Below are 24,829 nucleotides of genomic sequence, written 5' to 3' on the forward strand. Positions count from 1 at the left end.
GTCGTCATCCTCCGCGCACGCGGCCCCGTCGGCGCCGGCCGGTCAGTGCCAGTCGCCGATCCGCACGTCGCGGGGTTCGGGGGTTCCCTCCCCGGTCTCCAGGAGTTGCTTGAGGCTCAACAGGAAGACGGCCCATTTCGTGCTGCAGTGGTGCATGAACTCGACCGGCTCACGCCAGCCCTCGTGCCTGAACAGCACGATGGTGAAGTCGCCTTCCTGGCGGAGGTTCCACTCCACACGCGTGCCGACCCACTCCTCCGGCCCGTCGACGACCTCCCAACGCACGATCCGTCCCGGGTCGAGTTCGACGACCTTCATGTCGAACCCGCCCGGCCCGAACCGGAATTCGAGCACGCCGCCGAGGTCGCTCTCCCCCGATGTCTTCTCGGTCCACCAGCCGGCCAGGCCGGCCACGGTGGTGAGTGCTTCGTACACCCGCTCCGGCGAGGCGTGCTCGACGCCGATGCGGTGAAGGATGTCTGCCATGTCGGTGTTCCTCTCTACTGCTTTCCGGTCTCGTCGGTCGATTCCTTGGCGCGCTGGATCGTCTCGGCGATGCGCTTGATGCGCCGCAGACGGGCGTCCCAGGTGGCGCCCACCTCGGCGAGCTGGGCGACGGCGCGGGCGAGCTGGGCCTGATCGACGTGGAACAGCCGCTCGCGGCCGGCGGTGGTGGCGTGTACCAGGCCGACCCGACCGAGCACGACGAGGTGCTTGGCCACCGCCTGGCGGGTCACCGGCAGGTGCTCGCTCAGGCTGGTCGCCGTCCCGCTGCCGTCGTTCAGCAGCAGATCGAGCATGCGGCGCCGGATCGGGTCGCCGACCGCCGACCAGAGGTCGTCGTCCACCATCACGCTCACGCGCCCGCTCCGACTTTCGCGGCATACGTCGGCAGCCGAGGCAGGTAGTGGTCCCAGCCGGTGGTGTGTTCGGCGTATACGGCGGCGACCTTCGCCTCGTCCCAGCCGCGCTCGCGGAAGCCGCTCTCGGTCATCCGCAGGAGCGTCCCCGTCCCGGCGGGTTCGAGGGCGAAGACGACCAGGTTCGAGTTGCCGGAGGCGGCCGTCTCCCCCTCCTCGTGGGTCCACCGGAAGGAGAAGAGTCGCGGCGGCACGGCCTCGACGACCGTGAACCGCATCCAGGTGCCGCCGCCCTGCGCGCAGTCCCCGAAGCCGATCCGCCCCTCTCCCCCGGGTACGGCCGGGAACTCCGCCTCGTCCGGCCACCACTCGCGCAGGTGCTCGGGGCTGCTCACCACGTCGAAGACGACCTCGGGTGAGGCGTCGATGTGGATCTCCCGCTCGATCGTTCCGAATTCCATGTGTCCCACCTTCTGCAACGTTTGGTTGCACATCACCTTAACCGACACCCCCACAAAGATGCAACCATTGGTTGCACAAGGAGGGGGCCGCGTGTCGCGTCGACCGTTTCGCACCCGCGCGTTCGGGCCGCTCCACGGCCGAAAGCCGGTGGTAGGCTCGCCGCGCTCGGACGATGTATATACGGGGGTATTGTGAGCGATCAGCCGAAGTGGGCCTGGTGGGTCGTCGGGATCGTGATCCCGGTCGTGGGGATCATCGTGACGGTCCAGGTGGCCACGAAGTCGGATTCCGACGACGACAAGTCACAGTCGACGAACAACAGCGCCCCGATCAGCACCCCCGCGTCGAGCGGCGGGGGCAACGGGTCGCCCGGGGCCAAACCCGGGACCGACCCGGCGACCTCGTCAGCACCCAAGGCACCCGCGAAAGTGCTCGCCGGACCGGCGAAGATCACCCTCAAGCCCGACGCCCACTACATCGACCTGGACACCTCGTCGCCCTTCGGCCAACCCGGATCCAAGGGTGCCGACGCGTTCGTCGGGTTCAACCTCCCGGACCTGACACTCGGCCCGATCAAGTCGGCCGACGTCGTGGCCATCGCCCCGCCCGACGGCCCCGAGCCGACCCGGGACGACTGCGCCCAGGCGATCGCCAAGCGCGGCACCTACACGAGCGGCGAACTGTCCCAGGGCATGCGCGTGTGCCTGCAGACCGACGAAGGCCACACCGCCTACCTGCGCATCACCAGTGTGCCCACGCGCAGCGCGGTCATGTTCGAAGCCACGGTCTGGGAGTAGCCCGCCCGCCGACGGGTCGTCAGATCCGGTCCCACTCGACCGACGCGTAGAGTTCGCCGAGCATCGCCGTCAGCGCGGTGTCGACGGGGATCGGCACGTCGTCGATCAGCCGGACCGGCGCGATGCCGCGCGAGTTCGTCACGAACGCGGCCCGGAACGAACCCACCTGGGAAAGCCGGACCGGGCCGCGTCGCGAGGGCAACGGCCCCGCGGAGAGCGCCCGTTCGAGCAACTGCATGGTGATGCCCTCGAGGACCGGCGCGTTTGGCCAGATCAGCGAGGCGCCGTCGTGGAAGACGATGTTGGTGATCGCGCCCTCCGCGACGACCCCGTCCGCACCGGTCAAAAGCGCCTCGTCGAAGCCCTCGCGGGCGACGAGTCGCCGATAGTGGGCCTGCCCGAAGTCCCCGACCCGCTTGATGTGCGGCACGGCACGCAGGTACGGCACGGACCGCAACGCCTGTGGCGCGCCCGACATGTCCCCCGGCGGCCGCACGGAGACCAGCACCGCGAACGCCCCGTCCTCGTCCACCGCGAACACATGCACCCGCACCGACGCGTCGACGACATCGTCGGCCAGCGCATGCCCGATGTACCGCCGAACCAGTTCCCCGTCCAGGGCGCTGCCGAACAACTCCCGATTGGCCGCGTCGAGCCGCCGAAGATGATCCGCCAGCCCACGCACCCGCCCACCACGCACCTGCATCGCGGTGAAGTGCCCATAGCCCCCCACTGCGACGGCATGCAGCCGATCCACCGTCGTGGCCCGACCGTCGACCTCGACCCGCACCCCCGCCAGATCACCCATGCCCCCGACAATAGCCACTCCACCGGGCCGGTTCCCCCTCTCTCGTCCCCCCCCGGAGGAACCGGGCCACCGGCACCGTCAGCGGCCGATCTTGTCCAGTTCGGCGAGGTCCGCGGTGGAGAGGGCACGGCCCGCGCCTGTGATGTTCTCGTGGAGGTGGGGCAGCGAGGAGGTGCCGGGGATGAGGAGGATGTTCGGGGAGCGGTGCAGTAGCCAGGCGAGGGCGATCGACGTGGGAGTCGTGTTCAGTCTGTCGGCCACGGTGGACAGCGTCGTGGACTGCAGCGGGGTGAAGCCGCCGAGGGGGAAGAAGGGTACGTAGGCGATGCCCTGGTCGGCGAGTTCGTCGATCAGCGCGTCGTCTTGGCGGTGGGCGAGGTTGTACATGTTCTGCACGGCCACGATCGGGGCCGTCGCCCGCGCCTCGGCGACCTGTTCCGGCGTCGCGTTGCTGACGCCGAGGTGTCGGATCAGGCCCTCTCGTCGGAGTTCGACGAGGGTTTCGAAGGGTTCGGCGAGCGAGCCGGGGCGGGGGCCCTGGGCGTCGCCGAGTCGAAGAAGGACCACGTCGAGCGTGTCGAGGCCGAGGTCCTCGAGGTTCTCGTGGACGGCGCGGCGCAGTTCCTCGGGCTGTCGGGCGGGGGGCCAACCGCCCCGCTCGTCGCGGACCGCGCCGACCTTGGTCACGATGTGCAGGGATTCGGCATAGGGGTGCAGCGCCTCCCGGATCAGCCGGTTGGTGACGCGTGGTCCGTAGGCGCCGGCGGTGTCGATGTGGGTGATGCCGAGGGCCGCGGCCTCGCGCAGGACGGCGAGCGCACCGGCGTGGTCGGCGGGCGGGCCCATGACGCCGGGGCCGGCGAGTTGCATGGCGCCGTAGCCGAATCGGGTGACGGTGAGATCGCCGAGGGTCCATGTGCCGCCGGGCAGTGCCGGGCCGGGGGTGTCGGTGGTTTCGTTCATGCCGTCGATGCTCGCTCTCGGGCGGGCGGGGCGGCCAATACCGATCCAGTGCCCTGTCATACCCGGTGGGTATCACCGAGGTATGTTGAGGCCATGGACACCGTGGAGACCCGCGAGCTGAGGTATTTCGTCGCCGTCGCGGAGGAACTGCACTTCGGCCGCGCCGCCGAACGCCTCGGGATGGCCCAGCCACCGCTGTCCCGGGCGATCCAGCAGCTCGAACGGCGCCTCGGCGTGCGCCTGTTGCAGCGCAACCGCCGGGGCGTCGCGCTGACCGGAGCCGGCGAGATGTTGCTGCACGAGGGCCGCGCCGCCCTCGACGCGACCACCGCCGCCGTGCGCCGCACGCGTCGCGCCGGTGGCGCCGACGGGGGCGGTCCACACCATCGCCTGGTGCTGGCGGTGAAGGCCGGCGCGTCCCACGAGCTGCTGCACAAGCTCCTCGACGCCTATGCGGCCGAGCCGGACGCCGCCGAGATCGAGGTGTTGCCGAGTGGGCTGTGCGAGCAGGCGGAGCTGCTGCGCGACGGCCGCGCCGATGTGGCGCTGATGCACGCGCCGTTCAACTCCCTGGCCGGGTTCGACAGCGAGGAGCTGATGACCGAGGGGCAGATCGCCATCCTGCCCGCCGGACACCCCCTCGCCGCGCGCGCGACGTTGTCCCTGGCCGACGTCGGCGACATCCCCGACCTCCCGCTCGCCCGCTGGCCCCGGCACGGCACGTACGCGCCCGGCCCGGGCCCGGAGATCCGCGACCAGACGCAGCTGGCCCAGCTGATCGCCCTCGGCCGCACCGTCGCCGTCTTCCCCGACTCCGCCCGCGCCTGGTTGTGGGCCGAGCACACCGCGGTCCCCCTGGTCGACGCGCCCCCGGTCGTCACCCACATCGCCTGGCCTGCCCACAGCCGCTCACTCGCCCTCGCCGGCCTGATCCACACGGCCACACGACTGTGACCCGCACACCCCGGCCTCCCGCGCATACGCCCCGGTCGGCCGGTGTCGGGGTGTCCCCGGAGCGGCGAGGGTTGGAGTCGATGATCGCGGGCAGCCGCTGAAGCGCCCGAACTTCCCCGGCACGTCGGCGAGTTGCCCGGCGCGTCCGGTGGCTTCGGCAGGGAGTCGGCAGGGAGCGGGAAGCAAGGAGCGGACTTTGAGTGCGATACGTCCCACGATCGACGATCCCGAATCCGCGTCGGGCGGGCGACTGCCCGGACCACACGCCGGGACGGCGGCGCCACGAACCGATGGATTCGTCCGCTACGACCGGGTGTTCTGGTGGCTCGCCCCGATCGTGTGTGTCGTCGCGGCGTACTGCGGTGTGCGGCGGCAGTGGGATCTGCTCGCGGCGATGGCGGGCGTCGCCGTGGTGGCGATGGGCGCGTTGTACGTCTGCGGCCTGTTTCGGGCCGCGACGCGCTCGGAGGCACGGCGGTGGGCACCGCGCAGGCGGGTGAACCCTCGGGCACGCGCGGTCTCGTTCGCCACCGTCGACGCCATGACGGGCCCCCGATTCGAGGAGCACGTCGCGGAGTTGTGCCGCCGTGACGCATGCCGCGACGTGGTGGTCAGCGGTGGCGCCGGCGACCTCGGGGCCGACGTCGTCGCCCGGCTGCCCGACGGTCGCAGTCTCGTCGTGCAATGCAAGCGGCTCGGCCGCACCCGCGCCGTGGGCAGTCCCGACATGCAACGCTTCGTCGGTACCGCCCGCCCCGTGCACGCCGCCGACGTCGCGATGCTCGTCACGAACTCCCGCTTCACCGCACCCGCTCGCCGACTCGCCCGAGCCCAGGACATCGTGACCGTCGACCGCAGGGCCCTCGGCCGCTGGATGGCCGGCACCGACCTCCCGACCCTGCTCGGCATGGCGGCGAACCCGCCGGCGGAACCCGAACCCGCCACGGCGACCCTCCCGTACCCCGGGTCCCGGTCCGAGGCCGTGGCCCCGCTACCCGAGTGACCCGTCCCGGATTTGTCGACCACCGCGTTCGTGGGCCGCACCGTTTTGGGGTACACGCGCGGGATGGAGACCTTCGAGGTGCTGATCTATCCGTACAACACGCAGGACATGCCGCCGGCGGCGCGCGGGCCGGCCGTGCGGTCGGCGACGGTCCGGCCCACCGGCGAGGAGGGCGCCACCGGCCATCCGCGCTACGCGGGCGACGGCGTGCAGGCCGACATCGATCCGGCCGGCAGGACGGTCGAGGCCATCACCGTGGACGGGGCCGAGCTGGAGGACGGCTGGAGCGCCCGGATCGCCGACGCGTAGCCCGCGCCGGGCAGCGCCGGGTGGACGGCGAAAGCACCCGTCCCCCGGCCGGCGCGTCTCCGGGGCGGCGAGGTGCGGTGCCGGGCGTCGTGGATCTCGGCGGGAGTTTGAACACACGCGCCGGCGCCCCGCGGTTCAGTCGGCCAGGAGCTGGGCGCGCAGGGTCGCGACGGTCCGGCTGATCAGCCGGGAGACGTGCATCTGGGAGATGCCGAGGCGCTCGCCGATCTCGGACTGGGTCAACTCCTCGCCGAAGCGCAGGGTCAGGATCTCCCGATCGCGCGGGCCGAGCGCGGCGATCAGCGGCTTGAGGGCGACCAGGTTCTCCGTCATCGCATAGCCGGGCTCCACGAACGCCGCCCGGCCGGCCAGGGCCGGCGTGGACCCCTCGTCGTCGGGGGCGGGGGCGTCGAGGGACACGGTGGAGTAGGCGGCGGAGGCGATCAGGCCCTCGTCGACCTCCGCCACGCTCACGCCCACCCGTTCCGCGAGTTCGGCGGAGGTGGGCTCCCGGTCGTGTTCGGTCGTGAACGCCTCGCGGGCCCGGGCCAGCTCCAGGCGCAGTTCCTGGAGACGGCGCGGCACGTGGACCGACCACGAGGTGTCGCGGAAGAAGCGCTTGATCTCGCCGGAGATGGTCGGGATCGCGAACGTGGGGAACTCGACCCCGCGTGCGGGATCGAACCGGTCGATGGCCTTGATCAGCCCGATGGTCCCGGTCTGGACCATCTCCTCGGTGGTCTCGGGACGCGAGCGGAACCGGCCGGCGACGTAGCGCACCAGCGGCAGGTTCAGCTCGACCAGGGTGTTGCGCACGTACTGGTACTCGTGCGTGCCCTCCTCCAGCGCCCTCAGCCGCGCGAACAACACCTTCGACATCGCGCGCGCGTCGACCGCCCCCACCGCCGTCGGGTCCTCGATCCGCGGGAGACCGCCGACCGCCCCACCGTCCGGCGTGGCGCTCGCGGAGTCGGCGGAGGTCGACACACTCACCGTGGACAAGGTCATCTCGGCTCCTTGGGGTCGTCGAATCGGCACGGGCCCCCTACCCGGATCGTTGACCAGTACACCCATTCGAATGAGTCGTAGGCCACACCCCGCGCCGCTGCGCGCCCGCTACCGCTCGTGGTTCAGGCGCAGTCGCACGGTCGTGCCGGAGTCGGTGGAGCGGATCTGGACGAGGTCGCAGAGTTGGTTGGCGATCCACAGGCCGCGCCCGCCCTCGACGTCCGGGTGCGGGATGTGCCGTCCGGCCAGCGGGTCGTCGACCCTGCCCGCGTCGCGGATCTCGCAGACCAGCGTCGTGCCCTCGTTCCACAGGCCGACCTCGCCGTGTCCGCCGCCGTGGATGATGCTGTTGCCGGCGATCTCGGTGACGACCAACAGGGCGTGTCCGACATACGCCCGAGGAGCCTCGCCCAGTCGACCGCGGACGAAGGCGCGCACGCGCGCGAGATCCCCGGCGGCGAAGGCGAGGTGTTCGGCGTGCTCGGGCGCGTCCGGAAGCGGTGGTCCGGTCAGTGTCGCGGCGTAGTGGTCCGGACCGGGGTGGGCGTGCCGGTGTTCGGCTCCGGCGTCCAGGACTCGGGGGTGGGAGTGCCGGACGGCGTCGATGACCGAGGGGTCGAGGGTGGTGACGTCGTACGGACACATGAGTTGCCACGGCACGCCGTCGAACGCGAGGTTGAGCAGGGATTCGTGGTGGCGGCATTCGACGAGTTCGTCCTCGGAGCGGCCCGCCCAGATGGGTTCGCCGATCCCGCGGAACGCCCGGGTGCCCTGGTCGTGGGTCCATTGGCGCCAGGCGGGGATGATCCGTGCGGGGTTGCGGCCCACACGTTCCATGTCGATCCAGGAGACGTGTTCGGCGTCGGCGGCCAGTTCCTTGCGCAGGGCACCGGCGCGGGGCTCGATCACCGCGACGGCGACGGCCTCGTCCGCTTCGAGACCCGCGCGGACGAACGTGGCCGTGCGGTCGACGAAGTCGTCGAGACCGGCATACAGAAGGGCGTTGTGACGGAACACGTCCGGTACGGGAACGGTCATCGCCGCACCGCCTTCTCCAGCACCAGCCCGGGCGCCCCGTCCCAGCCCGCGAGGGTCACCAGGTCGCACAACTGCGCCGAGGCCGAGCGTACGACCACCGACAGGCCCGAAGGCATGCGCCCCGCCGTCTCCACCAGGGTCCGCACCCCCGCCACGTCGATGAACTCCAGGAACGCCGCGTCCACACACACATCCCCCGCGCAACCGGCCCGCTGGGCGTCCAACGCGGAACGTACGTGCGCACAGTTGTCCGCGTCGACCTCCCCCGCCAACCGCACCACCGAGGGCGGCCCGACCCGCTCGACGCGGAGCACCCCGTCCGCATAGACCATCGCCACGAAAGCCCCACCGCCCTTCCCGGCGGATCCTAGCGCGTGCCTCCGAGCCTCCACCGGACTCCGCCCGGCGGCGCGAACCCCGCCGAACCACGCCGAAACCGTGAACATCAAGCCGTGGGGAACAACCGTTCCCGGAGGTCGACCCGCACGACCACGACGTCGGAGGTGCGCCGCAGTGCGGAGGCGGCGCCGTCGACGTCGTAGCTCAACCGAATCCGGGAGCCGATGTGGGGCAGCAGCTCGCAGGCGGGGATCCGGAAGACCACCGGATGTCCGACGCCCTTGCCCGGGACGGGCGCGGACTCCTCGAACACGGCCCCGTCGGAACCCTCCCAGCGCACCGTGACGACATCGCCGGCGGCCATCCCGGCGTACGCCGGCACTCGCACCGTCGCGCCCAAGGGGGCCTGGTTCGGGTCGAGTTCGCCGTCCTCGGCCTCGTCGACGAACGGCAGGGCAAGCGGATCGCTCATCTCACGCAGTCCCTTCGGCAGCACATTCCCGGTCGAATCCGAATCGCTCGAACCGTGCGCATGCCCGCTGCCGCGCGTTTCAGGCGTACCGCGACGCCGGACGCCGAGTCGCGTCCGCCGGCGATCGTCAACGCGCCTCGTGTTCGAAGGGCCCCTCGTCCGCCCGCCCCGGCGCTTCACGATCGTCGTTTACGCCACGGTCGCCGGGCGAATCACGATCCCCGGGCGCGCCGGAGCCATCGGGGCCGCCGGAGGAGGCGGACGTACCGGAACCGCCGGGGAATGGCTCCACCGGCAGGTCGAGCGCGTCGGCGACGGCCCGGCCCCGATCCGCCGGATGCCGCACCTCCGTTCCGGGCACGACCCGGTACGTATTACGCCGTCCGTTGCGCTGCCGGGTCAGGTAGCCGCCGGCCTCCAGGTCCGCCAGGATGCCCTGGACGGCGCGCTCGGTCAGCAGGCACACGGCCGCGATGTCGCGCACCCTCGCCTCGGGATCCCTGGCGATCGCCGAGAGCACCCGGGCGTGGCTGGTGAAGAACGTCCACGACGGTCGGGACGCGTCCGCATCACTCATGGGCCCATCGTAAGGTCGTTCATTCCGGCAACACGATACCTGAAATGGAGTTCCTGAATAACTTGACGCATGTTGGGTCGCGTCGGATCCTTGACGAGAAGGATCGACCCGGCTCGGTCCCCATCGCCTCCGTTTCGCGCTTGCGACCCGTCCCCACCTGTCAGACGTGTGAGGGAACATCCATGTCTTCACGCCGACCCCGCAACCGCCGCCCTGCGCCGGCCGCGACGGCGCGTCGCCCCGGCCGTCGCCATCGGGAAACGGCCACGCACCTGCGCGTACGGGTCATGCCGTACGGCGACCGCCTGCTCCTGCGCGTCAGCGGGGAAATCGACATCGACACCGCGCCGCTGCTGCGCTCCGCCCTCGACACCGCGCTGGATCACGGGGCATGCCGCGTCGACGTGGACATGCGTGGGGTGACCTTCTGCGACAGCACCGCGCTCCACGTCCTGTCGCACGCGCGGACCAAGGCCACCGCCGGCCGGGTCGAACTCGCCCTCGCGCCCGGCGACCGGCTGCGGCGCATCCTGGCCATCACGAACATGGCACACCTGTTCGCCCCCCTCGCCATGCCCGTCCGACCATGACCGGTCACGACCCGATGCCGCGGCGACGGGCCGGGGGGTCTCACGCGTGCGGCTCGTCGGGGGACAGGCCGACCGTATGTGCGGTGATCATGCGCGTCAGGCCCGAACGCCCCGCCGCCGCAAGTGCTCGGCGCTGCAGTTCCGCGCCGGTACCCTCGCGCAGGAGCCGCCCGGCCAGGGAGTTCACCCGCCGAGTGTCGCCCGCCCGATCCAATTCCGGTCCGACGTACGCGAGCAGCGCGGCGACGACCTCGGGGGCCGGTCGCGGGCGGCCGTCGTCGGGGGCGATCAGGGTGCCGGACAGGCCGTGGCGGGCCGCCTGCCAGACGGCCGCGTCCAGGAGTTCGGGCGCGAGGGCCAGTTCCGGGCGGCCCTCCGCCTCCTCGCGCAGCGCCGTGGCCACCAGCGCGCGCACGAGTCCCGCGAGCATCACCGCGTCGTCGGCGCGCAACTGCACGTCCATGGCCCGCACCTCGACGGTGGGGAACCGCTCCGACAACCGCGCCGACCAGTACACCCGGCCCCGGTCGGCCAGCGCTCCGGCTCGGGTGAGCCCGTCCAGCCGCCGATCGTAGTCGTTCGCGTCCCGAAACCGGGGTGGCGTACCGGTGAGCGGCCAGCGTCCGAAAACCAGCGTGCGCCAACTGGCGAATCCGGTGTCGTCCCCGTGCCACAGCGGCGAGTTCGCCGACATCGCGAGCAGCACCGACAACCAGGGGCGGATCCGGTTGAGCACGGCGACGCCGGCCCCGCGATCGGGTATGGCCACGTGTACGTGCATCCCGTTCATCAACGCCTCGTCCACCAGGCGCGCCGCGTCGACGTGCAGGGACCGGTAGCGCTCCTTGTCGGTGACGGGCATCGGCTCGTCCGGCGCGAAGGGCGCGGTGCCGACCGCGGCGAGCCGGCATCCGCACTGCTCCGCGGCCTCGGCCACCGCGTGGCGCAGGCGCAGCAGGTGGCCGCCGATCTCGTCGAGCGTCTCGCACACGGGCGTGGCGACCTCGACCTGTACCTGAAGCAGTTCCGGCTGCACCTCGTCGTCGTCCAGCGCGGCCTGCAACCCCACGGCCGCGCGCACGGCCGGCGAACGCGGGACGGGCAGACCGCTGTCGTGGTCGACCAGGAGGTATTCCTCCTCGACGCCGAGAGTGATCACCGGGCAGCTCCTCGCCTTCTGGCTTCGCGACCCCGTCCGAACGAGTCGCCCGGGGGACGCGGGGGGCGCGCTCCCCGGGCGACTCGATTCACCGGGCGGTTGCTCACGCGACCCCGGAGGTCGGCGTCGCGATCGACTGCTTCCCTGCGATCTCGATTCCACTCCGGGCCGAAACCACCGAAGCGCGGTTCACAGTTCGCGCAGCGCCGGGAGCAGCCTGTCGCGGGCCCAGTCCAGGAACTCGTGCTGCGTATCGCCGCCGACCTGGATGAGGGCGACCTCGGTGAACCCGGCCTCGACGAAGGGGCGTACCGCCTCCACGAACGTGTCCACGTCGTCTCCGCACGGGATCGCCTCGGCCACGTCCTCCGGCCGCACGAACCGCGTCGCGCCCTCGAAGCCCGCCGTACCCGGCAGTTCCGAGTTGACCTTCCACCCCCCGCCGAACCAGCGGAACTGCTCGTGCGCGCGCCGGATCGCCACGTCCCGATCGGGGTCCCAGCACACCGGAAGTTGCCCCACCCGCGGCTTTCCCGCACCGCCGTGCCGGTCGAACCCGGCCAGTAGCTCCGCGTCCGGCTCGGTCGCGATGACCAGGTCGGCCGACCGTCCGGCGAGCGCACAACTCTGCTCGCCGGACACCGCGATCCCGATCGGCGGCGGCCACTCGGGCAGGTCCCACAACTTCGCGGACTCCACGTCGTAGTGTGTGCCGTGGTGATCGACGTAGCCGCCCGCGAACAACGCGCGGATGATCTCCACGGCCTCGGCCAACATCTCCTGCCGCACGTCCACGGCGGGCCAACCGCCGCCCACCACATGCTCGTTGAGGTTCTCGCCGGAGCCCAGTCCGAGCCGGAACCGCCCGTCCGACAACAGCTGGAGCGTGGCGGCCTGCTGCGCCACGATCGCCGGGTGGTAGCGCATGGTCGGACAGGTCACGTACGTCATCAACGGAATCGTCGAGGTGGCCCGCGCCGCGGCGCCCAGCACGGTCCACGCGTGCGGCGCGTGCCCCTGGGCGTCGAGCCACGGAAAGTAGTGGTCCGACGTCACCGAGAAGTCGAATCCGACCCGCTCGGCATGCACCACGTGCTCGACCAGATCCTTGGGGCCGGCCTGCTCGGTCATCATCGTGTAGCCGATTTTCACCATGGGAGGGCCGGTGCCCGGGGAGAGCGACCGAAAACCGGGCAAGTAACGCCGGCGGCCGGCCGCCTCGCCGTGTCCACTCGCCCGGAGCGGCGCGCGCGGATGCTAGCTTGCCTTCCCGTGACGGAGCACCGGGACCAGACCAGGGCGGCCTATGACGGCGTCGTCGAGCTGTACGCGTCGCTGTTCGCCGATCGGTTGGAGACACATCCGTTCTCGCGGAACATGATCGCCACCTTCGCCGAGTTGGTGCGCGGGACGGGCAACCCACGGGCGGCCGACGTCGGGTGCGGGCCGGGACATCTGACGGCCATGCTGCACGAACTGGGGCTGGACGCCTTCGGGCTCGACCTCTCCCCGGCCATGGTCGAGCACGCCCGGCGGGCACATCCGACGTTGCGCTTCGACGAGGCTCGGATGGAGGCGCTGCCGGTCGAGGACGCCGCGCTCGGCGGGATACTGGCCCACTACTCGATGATCCACACCCCGCCCGACGAACTGCCCGCGCTGCTCGCCGAGCAGGTGCGGGTGCTGGCGCCGGGCGGACTGCTCCTGGTCTCGTGCTTCGGGACCGAAGGGCCGGAGCCGATCCGCTTCGACCACAAGGTGGCGCCCGCCTACAGCTGGCCGGCGGACCGCTTCGCCGAACTGCTGACCGAGGCCGGGCTCGTCCCGTTCGCCCGGCTGCTCCACGACCCCGCCACCGAGCGGGGCTTCCTCGACACCCACCTGCTGGCCCGCCGTCCCTAGACCAGGAGGAGTCCCGGTGTTGTTCGAACGATTCGCGGACACGCTGGACTACCCCATGTTCGTCGTGACGGCGGTCCATCCCGTCACCGGCGAACGATCCGGATGCCTGGTGGGGTTCGCGTCGCAGTGCGGCATGGCGCCGGCGCGATTCCTGGTGTGCGTATCCGCCGTCAACCACACCCACAAGATCGCGCTCGCCTCGCCGGTACTGGCCGTCCACGCACTGGGAGAGCGGCAGCACGCGCAGGCCGCGCTGTTCGGGGAGCGCACCGGGGACCGCGTCGACAAGTTCGCCCAGTGCGCCTGGGAACCCGGTCCGGCCGGGGTGCCGCTGTTGACGGACTGCCCGGTACGCATCGTCGGCACGGTCCTGCATCGCCTGGATCGGCTCGGCGACCACACCGGATTCGTCCTCGCCCCCATCGAACCCGACGCCGGCAGCGACGACGCCGGACCCCCGCGCGGGCACCACGCCCCGCTGATGTTCTCCGCCGTGCGCGACCTGCACCCGGGCCACCCCGCCTGAAGACCCCGCGGCACAAGAATTCTCGACGCCCGTGTCGATCGGGCCCATTCCCGTTCGTCGTCATGGTGAGGAGGCGGAACGACCGCCTCGCCGTCCGAGGAGGACCCCATGACCACGAGCGTTTCCGTCACCACCGGAACCCTCGACGTGCCCGGCGCGCGCCTGCACTACGAGGTACGCGGCACCGGCCCGCTGATCGCGCTCGTCGGCGCCCCGATGGACGCCGCCTCCTTCGCGCCACTGGCCGACCTGCTGGCCGCCGACCACACCGTGCTCACCACCGACCCCAGGGGCATCAACCGCAGCCCCCTCGACGACCCCGAACAGGACTCCACCCCGGAACTGCGCGCCACCGACCTGGCCCACCTCATCGGCCGGCTCGACCTCGGCCCGGCCGCCGTCCTGGGCTCCAGCGGCGGAGCCGTCACCGCCCTGGCCCTGGCCGGGGCCCACCCCGACCGTGTGCACACCGTCGTCGCCCACGAACCCCCGCTCGTCGAACTCCTCGACGACCGCGAGCACCTCCACGCCGGCACGGACGACATCATCGCCACCCGCCTGCGCGGCGACGTCACCGGCGCCTGGACCAAGTTCCTGACCCAGGCCGGCATCGTGCTGCCCGACGGCGTGATCGAGACGATGTTCGGCGCGGAACGCGGCCCGCGCGAGGAGGCCGACGAACTCCGCTGGTTCGCGCACGAGTTGCGGCCCACCACGCACTGGAGCCCGGACCTCGCGGCACTGCGTACGGCGACCACGCGGATCATCGTCGGCATCGGCGAGGCCTCCACCGGGCAACTCTGCGACCGCACCTCCCGAGCCCTCGCCGGCGCCCTCGGTGGCGAACCCGTGCTCTTCCCCGGCGACCACACCGGCTTCGTCGACGACCCCGCCGGGTTCACCACCCGCCTGCGGGAGGTCCTTTGACCCCTCGCGGGGGCCGGCGCGCACCCCGGCTCGGCGTCGGCGTGCCGCCGGCTACGAGCCTTCGCTGATACGTGTCGAGGCCCCGCCGAGCCGGCTCACACCGCGGTGCGTGCTCCCGGGACACCGCGGATGTCCCGGGAGCACGGGCGCGTGGGTTCGCGTCACCCGTCGGTGAGCACCCACAACTGCCATACGCCGGCGGGCCGGCACTCGTACCTGTTCGCCCCGTTCTCCAGATACCACTGCCCCCTCGTGTGGCATCCGCCGAGGTCTTCGGGCGCGAAGTCCTGCACGTGGTGCCAGCCGGGACCGGGCACGGCCGCGGCCGCCGCCTGGACCGCCGCGACGCCGGGGGCCGCGATCAACGCCGCCGCCGCGGCGAACAGCGCGGCTCTCCTCCTGGGCCTCATGTCGTGTTCCCTTCGTTCGGCCATCGATACCGGCGTCGTGTGCCCCGTCGGCGCGCGCTTCATCCCCGGAGTCCGGCCGGCCCGCGAGCGGCGAGCGGCACAATGCGGAACGTAATGTTCCCAATAGCGTCCTACCGTCGTTGTCGAGCGGGACGAGGACCCCAACGAGGTCCCCGCCCGTCACGAAAGGGGAACGACGATGATCCTGGTCACCGGAGCCACGGGACACTTCGGCCGGCAGACCGTCGAGGCGCTGGCCGCGGCGAAGGTCCCGGTGCGCGCCCTGAGTCGCGACCCCGAGCGGGCCGGGCTGCCGGCGGAGGCAGAGGTGGTCCGCGGCGACTTCACCGATCCCGCCACGCTCACCGAGGCGTTGGACGGGGTGACCGCGCTGTTCCTGACGCTGCCGTACGGAACGGCCCCGGACGCGTTGCTCGACGCCGCCGGCGCGGCCGGGGTGCAACGCATCGTGTTCCTGTCCTCGGGCGCGGTCGTCGACGGCGCGACGGTCCAACCCGACGTCATCGCCGCGTACCACGCCCGGGTCGAGCAGGCCGTGGCCGCGACGGGGATCGCGCACACGTTCCTGCGGCTGTTCTTCCCGGCGATCAACTCGCTGGCGTTCGCCATGCAGTTGGCCGACGGCGACGTGGTGCGGGCCCCCTACGCGGGCGCGACCACCGCGCCGGTACACGAGCGCGATGTCGCCGACGCCGCCGTCCGGGTCCTCACCGACGAGGGACACGCGGGCCGCACCTACCTGTTGACCGGCCCCGAGGCGCTGACCCAGGCCGACCAGGTGCGGCTGCTCGGGGAGGCGCTCGGGCGACGGCTCGTCTTCGAGGAGGCCGACGCCGCGGCGGTGCGCGAAGGGATGGCCACGTTCATGGACGCCGATTTCGTCCACGCCCTGTTCGACCTGATGCGGGAGACCGTCGACGCCCGACCCGAGATCACCTCCACCCTGTCCCGCCTGACGGGCACCACACCCCGCACCTACGCCCGCTGGGCAGCCGACCACGTCGCCGACTTCGCCTGATCCGCTCCCATCCCACGATCGACACGGCCCTCAGAACCCGGCCGGACCCTCGCCCGCCGGGTTCACGAGGGCGTCGATCCGGGTGGCCAGATCCGGATGGGCCGCGGCCAGATGCGGGCGGGCCGCGCCGAGGGGGTCCAGCAGCGCGGCGGGGTCGTCCGCCCCGAGCGCCCGATCGAGCCTGGCCACGAGGGCCCGGGAACCGGGCGGGAGGTCGGTGAGGGCGGTGATCTGCCCGGCGAGGCGGCGCAGGTCGGCGGCATTGTCGCGGGCACGGGCGGTGGCGGCGCGGTCGGCGGCCCGGCGTTCGCGGGTGGCGGTGACACGTTGCTCGCCGGTACTGCCGACCGGCCCCGGACGCAGGCGCAGATAGCGGCGCTCGGCCGCCTGTCTGCTGGCCACACCCAGCGGCCCGGCCAGGTCGGCCCAACTGGCCCCGGCGTCCCGGGCCGTTTCGATCAATCCGGTCTCCCACCCGGCGAGTCGTTCGCGAATCTCGCGCAACAGCAGGAGCGAGGCCAGCGCCCGACGAGGGTCCGCGTCCGCCCCGGAGTGCTTGCCCCGGTGCTCCTGCGCGCCGCGGACGGCCTCGTCGATGACCTCCAGGGCCGCCGCGGCGGCGAAAAAGGAGGCCGGCCCCACCCGGTGGGCAGCGTCGGCGGCGGAAGCGGTCGATTCGTGCCGAGGGTCGGTCGTATCCATCGGACTCCTCTCGGTTCGTCATCACTCGGATGACCTCCACATGGTCATCTGTCCGACGACCCGATCATCCGTCACTCTTTGGATGACGTCTTTATTTGTCATCGCTTCGACGACATGCTACAACAGTTCCAGGCAGCCCGTCAGGGCGCTTCCGACCGAAACTTTCGGAGGTGTTTTCGCGATGTTGATGCGTACCGACCCCTTCCGCGAGCTCGACCGGCTCGCGCAGCAGCTTCTCGTGCCCGGGACCCCTTCCCGGCCGACGGCGATGGCCATGGACGCCTACCGTGACGGCGAGGAGTACGTGGTCGTCTTCGATCTGCCCGGTGTCACCCCCGAGGCGATCGACATCGACGTCGAACGCAACATGCTCACCGTCAAGGCCCGGCGCGAACCGATCGCCAGGGGCAACGACGGCGACAAGGGCAGGGACGTACAGATGGAGTTGTCGGAGCGACCCGTCGGCGTCTTCTCCCGGCAGATCGTCCTCGCCGACACGCTCGACACCGAGCGCATCCGCGCCGACTACGAAAGCGGCGTGCTGACCCTGCGGATCCCGATCGCCGAGCGCGCCAAGCCGCGCAAGATCTCGATCGGCGGCGGCGCCGACCACAGGGTCATCACGGCCTGAGCCGGGCGGCGCACGCACAGCGGCCTCGGGCCGGCGGGCGCGAGGATCGGGGTTCTCGACAGTGGGCACCCGTCCTCGCCCCGCCCGCCGTTCATCCGCCTGCCGGACATGGTGTGGCGATCCCGGGGCAGCGGGCGAACATGAGAATGACAACGGCGATCACGACCCGACTGGAGCAGGCCCGGGGCCTCGATCGGCCCGCCTCCCTGCTGCGCGGCATCGTCGGGCGGGTGCCCGAGGGCAGGGTTCGGGACATCGCACACGGGGTCCCCATCGGACACCCCGTGCACCCGCTGCTGGTACAGGTGCCCATCGGCGCCTGGATCTCCGCCTCGGTGCTGGACTTCGTGCCGCGCACCGGCCCCGCGTCGGGTGTCCTGATCACCGTCGGTCTGGGCGCCGCGCTGCCCGCCGCCGCGGCCGGGGCGATCGACTGGGCGCAGACCCACGAGCAGCAGCAGCGGGTGGGCTTGGTCCACGCCGCCGCCAACTCGGCCGCCGTCGGGCTCTACGCAGCGTCCCTATGGGCCCGCCTGCGCGGACGGCCGTTCCGCGGGCGTCTGTTGGCCCTGGCCGGGCTGACCGCCGTGGGCGCCGGCGGCCTGCTCGGCGGGCATCTGGCCTACCGGCAGGCCACCGGCGTCAATCACGCGGAGCAGGTGCCCCACGTGGTGGGCGACGGATCGCGGTGGCACTCGATCGGCCTGTTGTCCGCGCTGCCGCTCGGCAAGCCGGTGCGCCGATTCGTCGGCGAGACGCCGGTGTTGGTGGTGCGCGGCACGGATCGGATCGACGTTCTGGCCGATCGTTGCGCGCACCTTTCCGGTCCCCTGTCCGAGGGCGAGGTCCGCGACGGCCGGGTGACCTGCCCCTGGCACGACAGCGTCTTCGACTTGTGCACCGGGGAGGTCGTGCACGGCCCGGCGACGGCCCCGCAACCGGTCTTCGAGACGCGTGTGGACGGGGACGAACTGCGCGTACGCCTCCCCGGCGCCGGCTGACCCCGCGCTCTCCGGCCCCGGCCCAGGCCCAGGCGCCGGCCCCGGCCCCATTCGGCCCAGCCGCAGCGCATGCCCGCCCTCACCCCGGGTAGTCGTCTCGCGTCGATGGCCCGGATCCGGCGAGGAGCTGACGTGGACCCACGTACGTGGTGGCGCGACTGGCCGGTGCGGCGCCAGGTGGTCGGAGCCGATCGGCTCGGCCGCGGCGCGGCGGCGCGTTCGGCCGCGACCGCCGAGCTGCGGCCGCGGATCGCCGACGCCGATCGGGTGGTGCGTTCGGTGTGCCCGTACTGCGCGGTGGGCTGCGGACAGCAGGTCTACGTCAAGGACGAACGGGTGGTCCAGGTCGAGGGTGACCCGGACTCGCCGATCAGCCGGGGCCGGTTGTGCCCCAAGGGTTCGGCCACGCTTCAGCTGACCACGGGTTCGGCCCGCCGCGACCGGGTCCTGTACCGGGCGCCGTACGCGAGCGACTGGGGCGAACTCGACCTGGACACCGCGATGCGCATGGTCGCCGAACGGGTCGTGCGCACCCGACGCGAGACCTGGCAGTGGGAGCACGACGACATGCGCGTCGCCCGCACGCTCGGCATCGCCAGTCTGGGCGGGGCGACGCTGGACAACGAGGAGAACTACCTGATCAAGAAGCTGTTCACGGGCCTGGGCGTGGTGCAGGTGGAGAACCAGGCCCGGGTCTGTCACAGCTCGACGGTCGCGGGTCTGGGGACCACCTTCGGTCGCGGCGGCGCGACGATGTTCATGCAGGACCTCCAGCACTCCGACTGCATCGTGATCCAGGGCTCCAACTACGCCGAGGCGCATCCGGTGGGTTTCCAGTGGGTGATGGAGGCCAGGAAGCGCGGCGCGACGGTGATCCACATCGATCCCCGCTTCACCCGCACCAGCGCGCTCGCCGACCTGCACGTACCGATCCGCGCGGGCTCCGACATCGCGTTCCTGGGCGGCGTGATCAATCATGTGCTCACCGAGGGCAGGGATTTCCGGGAGTTCGTGCTCGCGTACACCAACGCCGCGACGCTGGTGGGCGAGGACTTCCGGGACACCGAGGACCTGGGCGGCGTGTTCTCCGGCCTCGACGCCGAGCGTCGGCACTACGACCAGAAGTCGTGGGCCTACGAGGGCGGTTCGGTCGAGCCGGCCGTGGGCGACCGCGACGCGCGCCACGACGAACGGGTGGCCGAGGAACGGGAGTCGCTCGCGGCGGCCGGTCGCAGCGAGTCGCACGGTTCGGGCGGCGCGCAAATGCACGCGGACGCGCCGCGCGACGAGACGCTGACCCATCCGCGCTGCGTGTACCAGATCCTGAAGCGCCATTTCGCGCGCTACACCCCGGAGTTCGTCGAACGCACCTGCGGTGTGTCGCGGGAGGCGTTCGCGGCGGTGTGTCGTGCGCTGACCGAGAACTCCGGGCGGGAGCGCACGTCGGCCTTCGTCTACGCGGTGGGCTGGACGCAGCACTCGGTGGGCGCGCAGTACATCCGCACCGCGTCGATCCTGCAGCTCTTGCTGGGCAATGTGGGTCGGCCCGGCGGCGGCATCCAGGCCCTGCGCGGGCATGCGAGCATCCAGGGATCCAGCGACATCCCGACCCTGTTCGATCTGCTGCCCGGCTACCTGCCGATGCCGCACGCGCACGCCGACGAGGATCTGGACGCCTACATCGCGACCATGGTGGCCGACAAGGGCTACTGGGCCGACATGCGCAAGTACACGGTGAGCCTGCTCAAGGCGTATTACGGCGACGCGGCGACCGCCGACAACGACTTCTGCTTCGGGCACGTGCCGCGCCTGACCGGATCGCACAGCACATACGACACGGTGATGGCGCAACTGGACGGGATCTGCAAGGGCTTCTTCCTGATGGGCGAGAACCCGGCGGTGGGTTCGGCGAACGCGCGCATGGCCGAACTGGACTGGCTCGTGGTGCGCGACTTCTCGCTGATCGAGTCGGCCACGTGGTGGAAGGACGGCCCGGAGATCGAGACGGGCGAGTTGCGCACCGAGGAGATCGGCACCGAGGTGTTCTTCTTCCCGGCCGCGGCGCACACGGAGAAGTCCGGCTCGTTCACCAATACCAACCGCTGGTTGCAGTGGCACCACCAGGCGGTCGAGCCGCGCGGCGACGCGCGCAGCGACCTGTGGTTCACGTATCACCTGGGCCGGCTGATCCGGGCCGAACTCGCCGGCTCCGTCGACCCGATGGACCGCGCGCTGCTCGATCTGACCTGGGACTACCCGACCGAGGGACGCTACGACGACCCGAGCGCGGAGGCGGTGCTCGCGGAGATCAACGGTTTCGGGCCGAACGGCGAACACCTGTCCGCCTACACCGAGTTGGCCGACGACGGGTCCACCTCGTGCGGGTGTTGGATCTACTGCGGCGTGTACGCGGACGGCGTCAACCAGGCCGCGCGGCGCCGGCCGCACACCGAGCAGGACTGGCTCGCGGCCGAGTGGGCCTGGGCGTGGCCGGCGAATCGGCGCATCCTGTACAACCGCGCCTCCGCCGACCCGGAGGGCCGGCCGTGGAGCGAGCGCAAGGCGCTGCTGCGGTGGGACGCGGACGCGGGGAGATGGACCGGGCCCGACGTCCCGGACTTCCCGCCGGACAGGGCCCCCGACTATCGCCCTCCCGAAGGGGCGCGCGGCGTCGAGGCGTTGGCGGGAAACGATCCGTTCATCATGCAGTCGGACGGCAAGGGCTGGTTGTACGCGCCGGGCGGGTTGGTGGACGGACCGCTGCCCACGCACTACGAGCCGCAGGACTCGCCGTTCACCAGTCCGCTGCACCCGGAGCATTCGCGCAACCCGGTCCGCCAGGTGTTCAGCCGGCGGCACAACCGCTCCCATCCCAGCGGAGACGAGCCGGGCAGCGAGGTGTTCCCGTACGTGGTGACCACGCACCGGCTCACCGAGCACTTCACCGCCGGCGGGATGAGCCGCTGGGTGCCGTATCTGGCCGAGCTGCAACCGGAGTTCTTCTGCGAGGTCTCCCCCGAACTGGCGGCCGAACGCGGACTCGACCACATGGGGTGGGCGACGATCGTGACCGCGCGCACCGCCATCGAGGCCCGGGTGATGGTCACGCGCCGCATGCGTCCGCTGACCGTGGACGGGCGCACGCTGCACCAGATCGGGCTGCCGTTCCATTGGGGTCCCAACGGGATGAGTCGCGGCGACGCGGCCAACGAACTGGCGTCGATCACGCTCGATCCCAACGTGCACATCCAGGAGGTCAAGGCGATGAGCGCGGACATCCGACCGGGTCGACGCCCACGCGGGCCGGAGTTGTCGCGGTTCGTCGCCGACTACCGGCGCCGGGCCGGGATCACCGAGCAGACCGGGACGGAGGTCTGACATGGCGCAGTTCATCGGCGGGATCGGACGCGGACCGGGCGACCCGGCGGGCGAGGCCGGGTGGGGGGACGAACACCCGCCGAGGATGGGTTTTTTCACCGACACGTCGGTGTGCATCGGGTGCAAGGCGTGCGAGGTGGCGTGCAAGGAGTGGAACGCCGTGCCGCAGGACGGTCTCGCGCTCACCGGGATGTCCTACGACAACAGCGAGGGGCTGGGCGCGAACAGGTGGCGCCACGTCGCGTTCATCGAGCAGGAACGACCGGTGGCGACGGGAGCGATCGGGGCGGCCGGGGGTGTGGACGCGGACTCGGGCTCGGGGGACTCGATGCGCTGGTTGATGTCCTCCGACGTGTGCAAGCACTGTACGCACGCCGCGTGCCTGGACGTCTGCCCGACCGGCGCGCTGTTTCGCACCGAGTTCGGCACGGTCGTGGTGCAGCAGGACATCTGCAACGGTTGCGGCTACTGCGTGCCCGCCTGCCCGTACGGGGTGATCGACCAACGGCCCGAGGACGGGCGGGTGTTCAAGTGCACGATGTGCTACGACCGGCTGGGCGTGGGGGCGGAGCCCGCGTGTGCGAAGGCGTGTCCGACCGAGTCGATCCGCTTCGGCCCGCTGGACGAGTTGCGCGCGGCGGCCGAGACGCGGGTACGGGACCTGCATGCCGACGGTGTTCCGGAGGCCCGGTTGTACGGGCACGATCCCGAGGACGGTGTGGGCGGCGACGGGGCGTTCTTCCTGCTCCTCGACGAGCCCGAGGTCTACGGTCTGCCGCCGGATCCGGTGGTCACCACGCGTGATCTGCCGTCGATGTGGCGGCACGCGGGTGCGGCGGCGCTCACGTTGGCGGCCGGGGTCGCGCTCGCCTTCGGGTCGCGGGGAGGACGGCGATGACGCGCGGCGAGGCGCGGATGGTGCCGAAGGTCGAGACCACGTCGTATTACGGGCGGCCGATCATCAAGGCGCCGGTGTGGGCGGCGACCGACATCGCCGGCTACGTGTTCCTGGGCGGCCTGGCGGGCGTGTCCTCGCTGCTCGCGGCGGGCGCGGAGGCGACCGGGCGGCCGGCCCTGGCGCGGACCGGCAAGGTGGCCGCGCTGGGCGGGATTTCGCTGTCCGTCGTCGCGCTCGTGCACGACCTGGGTCGGCCGGGGCGCTTCGTCAACATGCTGCGCGTGTTCAAGCCGACCTCGCCGATGAACATGGGCTCGTGGTTGCTGGCGGCGTACGGACCGGCCGCGGGCGTCGCGGCGACCACCGACGTGAGCGGCCGGCTGCCCGGACTCGGACGGGCCGCGACGACGGTCGCCGCCCTGCTCGGTCCGGCCGTGGCCACCTACACCGCGGTCCTGTTCGCCGACACGGCCGTACCGGCCTGGCACGAGGGTCATCGCGAACTCCCCTTCCTCTTCGCCGGATCGGCCGCCGGCGCGGCATCCGGCCTGGCCCTGCTCACGGTCTCGCCCCACGAGGCCGCTCCCGCCCGCCGCATCGCGATCGGCGGCGCGCTCCTCGACCTGCTCGCCGCCCGCCGCATGCGCGCCGGCATGGGCATCGTCGCCGAGACCTACCGCGCCGGCAGGGCCGGCCGGTTGACCCGCGCCGCCGAAGCCCTCACCGTCACCGGCGCCGTGGCCGCGGCCCTGTCCGGGGTGATCCGCGGCCGGCCCACCACCCGCCGCGTCACCGCCGCCGTGGCCGGCACCGCCCTGCTCGCGGGCTCGGTATGCACCCGCTTCGGCGTGTTCGCCGCCGGCATGGCCTCGGCGCAGGACCCGAAGTACACGGTGATCCCCCAACACGAACGCCGCGCCGCCCGACGGTGAGGGATTGGCGTCCTCGGGCCGGCGGTCGTCCCGAGCGGCTGCCGAATCCGGCGGCGGACGACGCGACCGACCCGATGCCCGCGACCGTCACCACCGACCCGGACGGTGGCCGCGCCCTCGCCGCGACGGGACCGTAGGGAGGTACGATCCAGCCCTTACCATGAGCGACGGGCCGCGGCGCCGCCCAACGAACCGCACGAGGAGACGAGGGCCATGCCGGGAGAGCTGTTCCACCCCGAGACCGAGAACGTCACCCTCGCCCAGGTGCTGGCCGCTCTCGACGACCCCATGCGGCTGCGGATCGTCAAGGTCCTCGTGCACGACCCGGACACCACCGAACGCACCTGCACGTCCTTCGTGCTGCCCGTCGGCAAATCCACCCTCACCCACCACTTCCGGATCCTGCGCGAGGCCGGCCTGATCCGACAGGTCGACCGCGGCAACAGCCGCAAGGCGCAACTGCGCCGCGAGGACATCGACCGACGTTTCCCCGGCCTTCTGTCCCTGATCCTCGCCGAAGGCGCCACCCCCGAATCCGACCCGGCCGACTGACCGACGCGGGCCGACCCCGCGCACATGGGCATCGGCGGAGTCTTTCCGGAAACGGGCGGGCAAAACAAGGGAATTCCTGGGAATGCGCTTCGGCGGGCGGGGCAGACGTGGGTCGGAGGTAAAAACAATGATTCCCCTTTTGGTAGTCCTGCTTCTCGCGCTGATCCTTTTCGGCGCAGGTTTCGCGCTGAAAGCCCTGTGGTGGATAGCCGTGATCGTCCTGGTCGTCTGGGCCCTCGGCTTCGTTTTCCGCTCGGCGGGCACCGGCGGCAGGCGGGGGCGCTGGTATCGCTGGTAGACCGTAGACCGCCACCCAAAGGCGGGGCGGGGCGGGGCTCGACTCGATTTATCGAGTCCGGCCGCGCCCCGCCCTTTTTCGCATGTCACGCGGCGCCGGAATTCCCGAGGAGATCGCTCCGCTCCGACGGTTGAATTCCTGCGGCCGGGCAATGGCGAAAACAAGCCGGGGCCGCCGGGAAAACCGCCGGGAATCGACCGCGTCTCGCCACCCGACCGTCCCGACGCGATACCGAGCCGCCCGGACGCACCCGGGCACGACGCGGGCGGCCCGCGTGTCCGGCCTCGCCGCACT

General features: G+C 71.7%; 30 protein-coding genes. 16 read left to right on the forward strand and 14 right to left on the reverse strand.

Translation table 11 applies throughout. From position 1 onward, the window contains the following. Positions 1-42: 42 nt before the first annotated feature. The 3 genes from ACFRCG_RS18910 to ACFRCG_RS18920 are packed head-to-tail and all read right to left on the reverse strand — an operon-like array spanning position 43 to position 1,321. The gene (locus ACFRCG_RS18910; RefSeq protein WP_380032856.1) at positions 43-486 is read right to left on the reverse strand and encodes an SRPBCC domain-containing protein; all 444 of its coding nucleotides are present in this window, start codon (positions 484-486) and stop codon (positions 43-45) included. Positions 487-500: 14 nt separating this feature from the next. After that, positions 501-860, reverse strand: a complete 360-nt coding sequence (locus tag ACFRCG_RS18915) for an ArsR/SmtB family transcription factor (protein ID WP_380032858.1) — start codon at positions 858-860, stop codon at positions 501-503. Continuing rightward, entirely contained in the window at positions 857-1,321 is a 465-nt protein-coding gene (locus ACFRCG_RS18920; RefSeq protein ID WP_380032860.1) for an SRPBCC domain-containing protein, read from the reverse strand. The genes ACFRCG_RS18915 and ACFRCG_RS18920 overlap by 4 nt, the downstream gene beginning before the upstream one ends. A gap of 192 nt (positions 1,322-1,513) precedes the next feature. Here ACFRCG_RS18920 and ACFRCG_RS18925 point away from each other — a divergent pair, with 192 nt between their 5' ends. Next, positions 1,514-2,119 (forward strand): hypothetical protein, encoded by a 606-nt coding sequence (locus ACFRCG_RS18925; protein ID WP_380032862.1) that lies wholly within the window; start codon positions 1,514-1,516, stop codon positions 2,117-2,119. Between the two features lie 19 nt (positions 2,120-2,138). Here the strand turns inward: ACFRCG_RS18925 and ACFRCG_RS18930 are convergent, their stop codons facing one another. Both ACFRCG_RS18930 and ACFRCG_RS18935 read right to left on the reverse strand, forming a co-directional pair. After that, positions 2,139-2,927, reverse strand: a complete 789-nt coding sequence (locus tag ACFRCG_RS18930; RefSeq protein ID WP_380032864.1) for an aminotransferase class IV — start codon at positions 2,925-2,927, stop codon at positions 2,139-2,141. A 78-nt stretch (positions 2,928-3,005) separates the two neighbouring features. Continuing rightward, positions 3,006-3,890, reverse strand: coding sequence for an aldo/keto reductase family oxidoreductase (locus ACFRCG_RS18935; protein WP_380032865.1), 885 nt, complete (start codon positions 3,888-3,890; stop codon positions 3,006-3,008). 93 nt (positions 3,891-3,983) lie between these two features. Between ACFRCG_RS18935 and ACFRCG_RS18940 the strand changes: the two genes are divergently transcribed. From ACFRCG_RS18940 to ACFRCG_RS18950, 3 genes are all read left to right on the forward strand, one after another. Further along, the gene (locus ACFRCG_RS18940) at positions 3,984-4,844 is read left to right on the forward strand and encodes a LysR family transcriptional regulator (RefSeq protein ID WP_380032866.1); all 861 of its coding nucleotides are present in this window, start codon (positions 3,984-3,986) and stop codon (positions 4,842-4,844) included. Positions 4,845-5,040: 196 nt separating this feature from the next. After that, on the forward strand, positions 5,041-5,847 hold the full coding sequence (locus ACFRCG_RS18945; RefSeq protein WP_380032868.1) for a restriction endonuclease: 807 nt from the start codon (positions 5,041-5,043) through the stop codon (positions 5,845-5,847). A gap of 63 nt (positions 5,848-5,910) precedes the next feature. Next, entirely contained in the window at positions 5,911-6,156 is a 246-nt protein-coding gene (locus tag ACFRCG_RS18950; RefSeq protein WP_380032870.1) for a hypothetical protein, read from the forward strand. 135 nt (positions 6,157-6,291) lie between these two features. Here ACFRCG_RS18950 and ACFRCG_RS18955 read toward each other — a convergent pair whose 3' ends face one another. The 5 genes from ACFRCG_RS18955 to ACFRCG_RS18975 all read right to left on the reverse strand — a co-directional run bounded on the left by ACFRCG_RS18955 (position 6,292) and on the right by ACFRCG_RS18975 (position 9,590). Further along, positions 6,292-7,164, reverse strand: a complete 873-nt coding sequence (locus ACFRCG_RS18955) for an RNA polymerase sigma factor SigF (RefSeq protein ID WP_380032872.1) — start codon at positions 7,162-7,164, stop codon at positions 6,292-6,294. A 108-nt stretch (positions 7,165-7,272) separates the two neighbouring features. Beyond that, positions 7,273-8,202 (reverse strand): anti-sigma factor RsbA family regulatory protein, encoded by a 930-nt coding sequence (locus ACFRCG_RS18960; RefSeq protein ID WP_380032874.1) that lies wholly within the window; start codon positions 8,200-8,202, stop codon positions 7,273-7,275. Beyond that, positions 8,199-8,534, reverse strand: a complete 336-nt coding sequence (locus ACFRCG_RS18965) for an STAS domain-containing protein (RefSeq protein ID WP_380033024.1) — start codon at positions 8,532-8,534, stop codon at positions 8,199-8,201. The genes ACFRCG_RS18960 and ACFRCG_RS18965 overlap by 4 nt, the downstream gene beginning before the upstream one ends. 113 nt (positions 8,535-8,647) lie before the next feature. Continuing rightward, on the reverse strand, positions 8,648-9,013 hold the full coding sequence (locus tag ACFRCG_RS18970) for a hypothetical protein (RefSeq protein WP_380032875.1): 366 nt from the start codon (positions 9,011-9,013) through the stop codon (positions 8,648-8,650). 127 nt (positions 9,014-9,140) lie between these two features. Continuing rightward, entirely contained in the window at positions 9,141-9,590 is a 450-nt protein-coding gene (locus ACFRCG_RS18975; protein ID WP_380032877.1) for a MarR family transcriptional regulator, read from the reverse strand. Positions 9,591-9,772: 182 nt separating this feature from the next. On the opposite strand from ACFRCG_RS18975, the gene ACFRCG_RS18980 reads away from it, so the two are divergent. After that, positions 9,773-10,180 (forward strand): STAS domain-containing protein, encoded by a 408-nt coding sequence (locus ACFRCG_RS18980; protein WP_380032879.1) that lies wholly within the window; start codon positions 9,773-9,775, stop codon positions 10,178-10,180. Positions 10,181-10,220: 40 nt separating this feature from the next. Here the strand turns inward: ACFRCG_RS18980 and ACFRCG_RS18985 are convergent, their stop codons facing one another. Next, positions 10,221-11,339, reverse strand: a complete 1,119-nt coding sequence (locus tag ACFRCG_RS18985; protein WP_380032880.1) for a glutamate--cysteine ligase — start codon at positions 11,337-11,339, stop codon at positions 10,221-10,223. Positions 11,340-11,528: 189 nt separating this feature from the next. Beyond that, positions 11,529-12,494 carry an LLM class F420-dependent oxidoreductase gene (locus tag ACFRCG_RS18990; protein WP_380032882.1) on the reverse strand — a complete coding sequence of 322 codons (966 nt, stop codon included), beginning with the start codon at positions 12,492-12,494 and terminating at the stop codon, positions 11,529-11,531. Between the two features lie 99 nt (positions 12,495-12,593). Between ACFRCG_RS18990 and ACFRCG_RS18995 the strand changes: the two genes are divergently transcribed. The 3 genes from ACFRCG_RS18995 (at position 12,594) to ACFRCG_RS19005 (ending at position 14,694) form a co-directional block, all read left to right on the forward strand. Then, positions 12,594-13,241, forward strand: coding sequence for a methyltransferase domain-containing protein (locus ACFRCG_RS18995; RefSeq protein WP_380032884.1), 648 nt, complete (start codon positions 12,594-12,596; stop codon positions 13,239-13,241). Between the two features lie 16 nt (positions 13,242-13,257). Then, positions 13,258-13,767 carry a flavin reductase family protein gene (locus ACFRCG_RS19000; protein ID WP_380032886.1) on the forward strand — a complete coding sequence of 170 codons (510 nt, stop codon included), beginning with the start codon at positions 13,258-13,260 and terminating at the stop codon, positions 13,765-13,767. Positions 13,768-13,875: 108 nt separating this feature from the next. Continuing rightward, entirely contained in the window at positions 13,876-14,694 is an 819-nt protein-coding gene (locus tag ACFRCG_RS19005; protein WP_380032888.1) for an alpha/beta fold hydrolase, read from the forward strand. 161 nt (positions 14,695-14,855) lie between these two features. Here the strand turns inward: ACFRCG_RS19005 and ACFRCG_RS19010 are convergent, their stop codons facing one another. Next, positions 14,856-15,104, reverse strand: a complete 249-nt coding sequence (locus tag ACFRCG_RS19010) for a hypothetical protein (protein WP_380032890.1) — start codon at positions 15,102-15,104, stop codon at positions 14,856-14,858. 199 nt (positions 15,105-15,303) lie between these two features. Here ACFRCG_RS19010 and ACFRCG_RS19015 point away from each other — a divergent pair, with 199 nt between their 5' ends. Then, positions 15,304-16,143: an SDR family oxidoreductase gene (locus tag ACFRCG_RS19015; RefSeq protein ID WP_380032892.1), complete on the forward strand. Its 840-nt coding sequence runs from the start codon at positions 15,304-15,306 to the stop codon at positions 16,141-16,143. 30 nt (positions 16,144-16,173) lie between these two features. Here ACFRCG_RS19015 and ACFRCG_RS19020 read toward each other — a convergent pair whose 3' ends face one another. Further along, positions 16,174-16,845: a type III effector protein gene (locus tag ACFRCG_RS19020; RefSeq protein ID WP_380032894.1), complete on the reverse strand. Its 672-nt coding sequence runs from the start codon at positions 16,843-16,845 to the stop codon at positions 16,174-16,176. 181 nt (positions 16,846-17,026) lie between these two features. Between ACFRCG_RS19020 and ACFRCG_RS19025 the strand changes: the two genes are divergently transcribed. From ACFRCG_RS19025 to ACFRCG_RS19055, 7 genes are all read left to right on the forward strand, one after another. Beyond that, entirely contained in the window at positions 17,027-17,476 is a 450-nt protein-coding gene (locus ACFRCG_RS19025; RefSeq protein WP_380032895.1) for an Hsp20/alpha crystallin family protein, read from the forward strand. A gap of 140 nt (positions 17,477-17,616) precedes the next feature. Further along, a complete protein-coding gene (locus ACFRCG_RS19030; protein WP_380032897.1) occupies positions 17,617-18,477 on the forward strand; it encodes a Rieske 2Fe-2S domain-containing protein in 861 nt (286 codons plus the stop codon). A gap of 105 nt (positions 18,478-18,582) precedes the next feature. Further along, positions 18,583-21,855, forward strand: coding sequence for a formate dehydrogenase (gene fdh / locus ACFRCG_RS19035; protein ID WP_380032899.1), 3,273 nt, complete (start codon positions 18,583-18,585; stop codon positions 21,853-21,855). Between the two features lies 1 nt (position 21,856). Next, positions 21,857-22,753 carry a 4Fe-4S dicluster domain-containing protein gene (locus tag ACFRCG_RS19040; RefSeq protein ID WP_380032901.1) on the forward strand — a complete coding sequence of 299 codons (897 nt, stop codon included), beginning with the start codon at positions 21,857-21,859 and terminating at the stop codon, positions 22,751-22,753. Continuing rightward, positions 22,750-23,685 (forward strand): NrfD/PsrC family molybdoenzyme membrane anchor subunit, encoded by a 936-nt coding sequence (nrfD, locus tag ACFRCG_RS19045; protein ID WP_380032903.1) that lies wholly within the window; start codon positions 22,750-22,752, stop codon positions 23,683-23,685. The genes ACFRCG_RS19040 and nrfD overlap by 4 nt, the downstream gene beginning before the upstream one ends. Positions 23,686-23,898: 213 nt before the next feature. After that, the gene (locus ACFRCG_RS19050) at positions 23,899-24,237 is read left to right on the forward strand and encodes an ArsR/SmtB family transcription factor (RefSeq protein WP_380032905.1); all 339 of its coding nucleotides are present in this window, start codon (positions 23,899-23,901) and stop codon (positions 24,235-24,237) included. A 127-nt stretch (positions 24,238-24,364) separates the two neighbouring features. Then, positions 24,365-24,535 (forward strand): DUF5670 family protein, encoded by a 171-nt coding sequence (locus ACFRCG_RS19055; RefSeq protein WP_078973839.1) that lies wholly within the window; start codon positions 24,365-24,367, stop codon positions 24,533-24,535. The last annotated feature ends 294 nt before the right edge of the window (positions 24,536-24,829 follow it).

Origin of the sequence: Embleya sp. NPDC056575, assembly GCF_042793325.1 — a bacterium.
GTDB lineage: Bacteria > Actinomycetota > Actinomycetes > Streptomycetales > Streptomycetaceae > Embleya.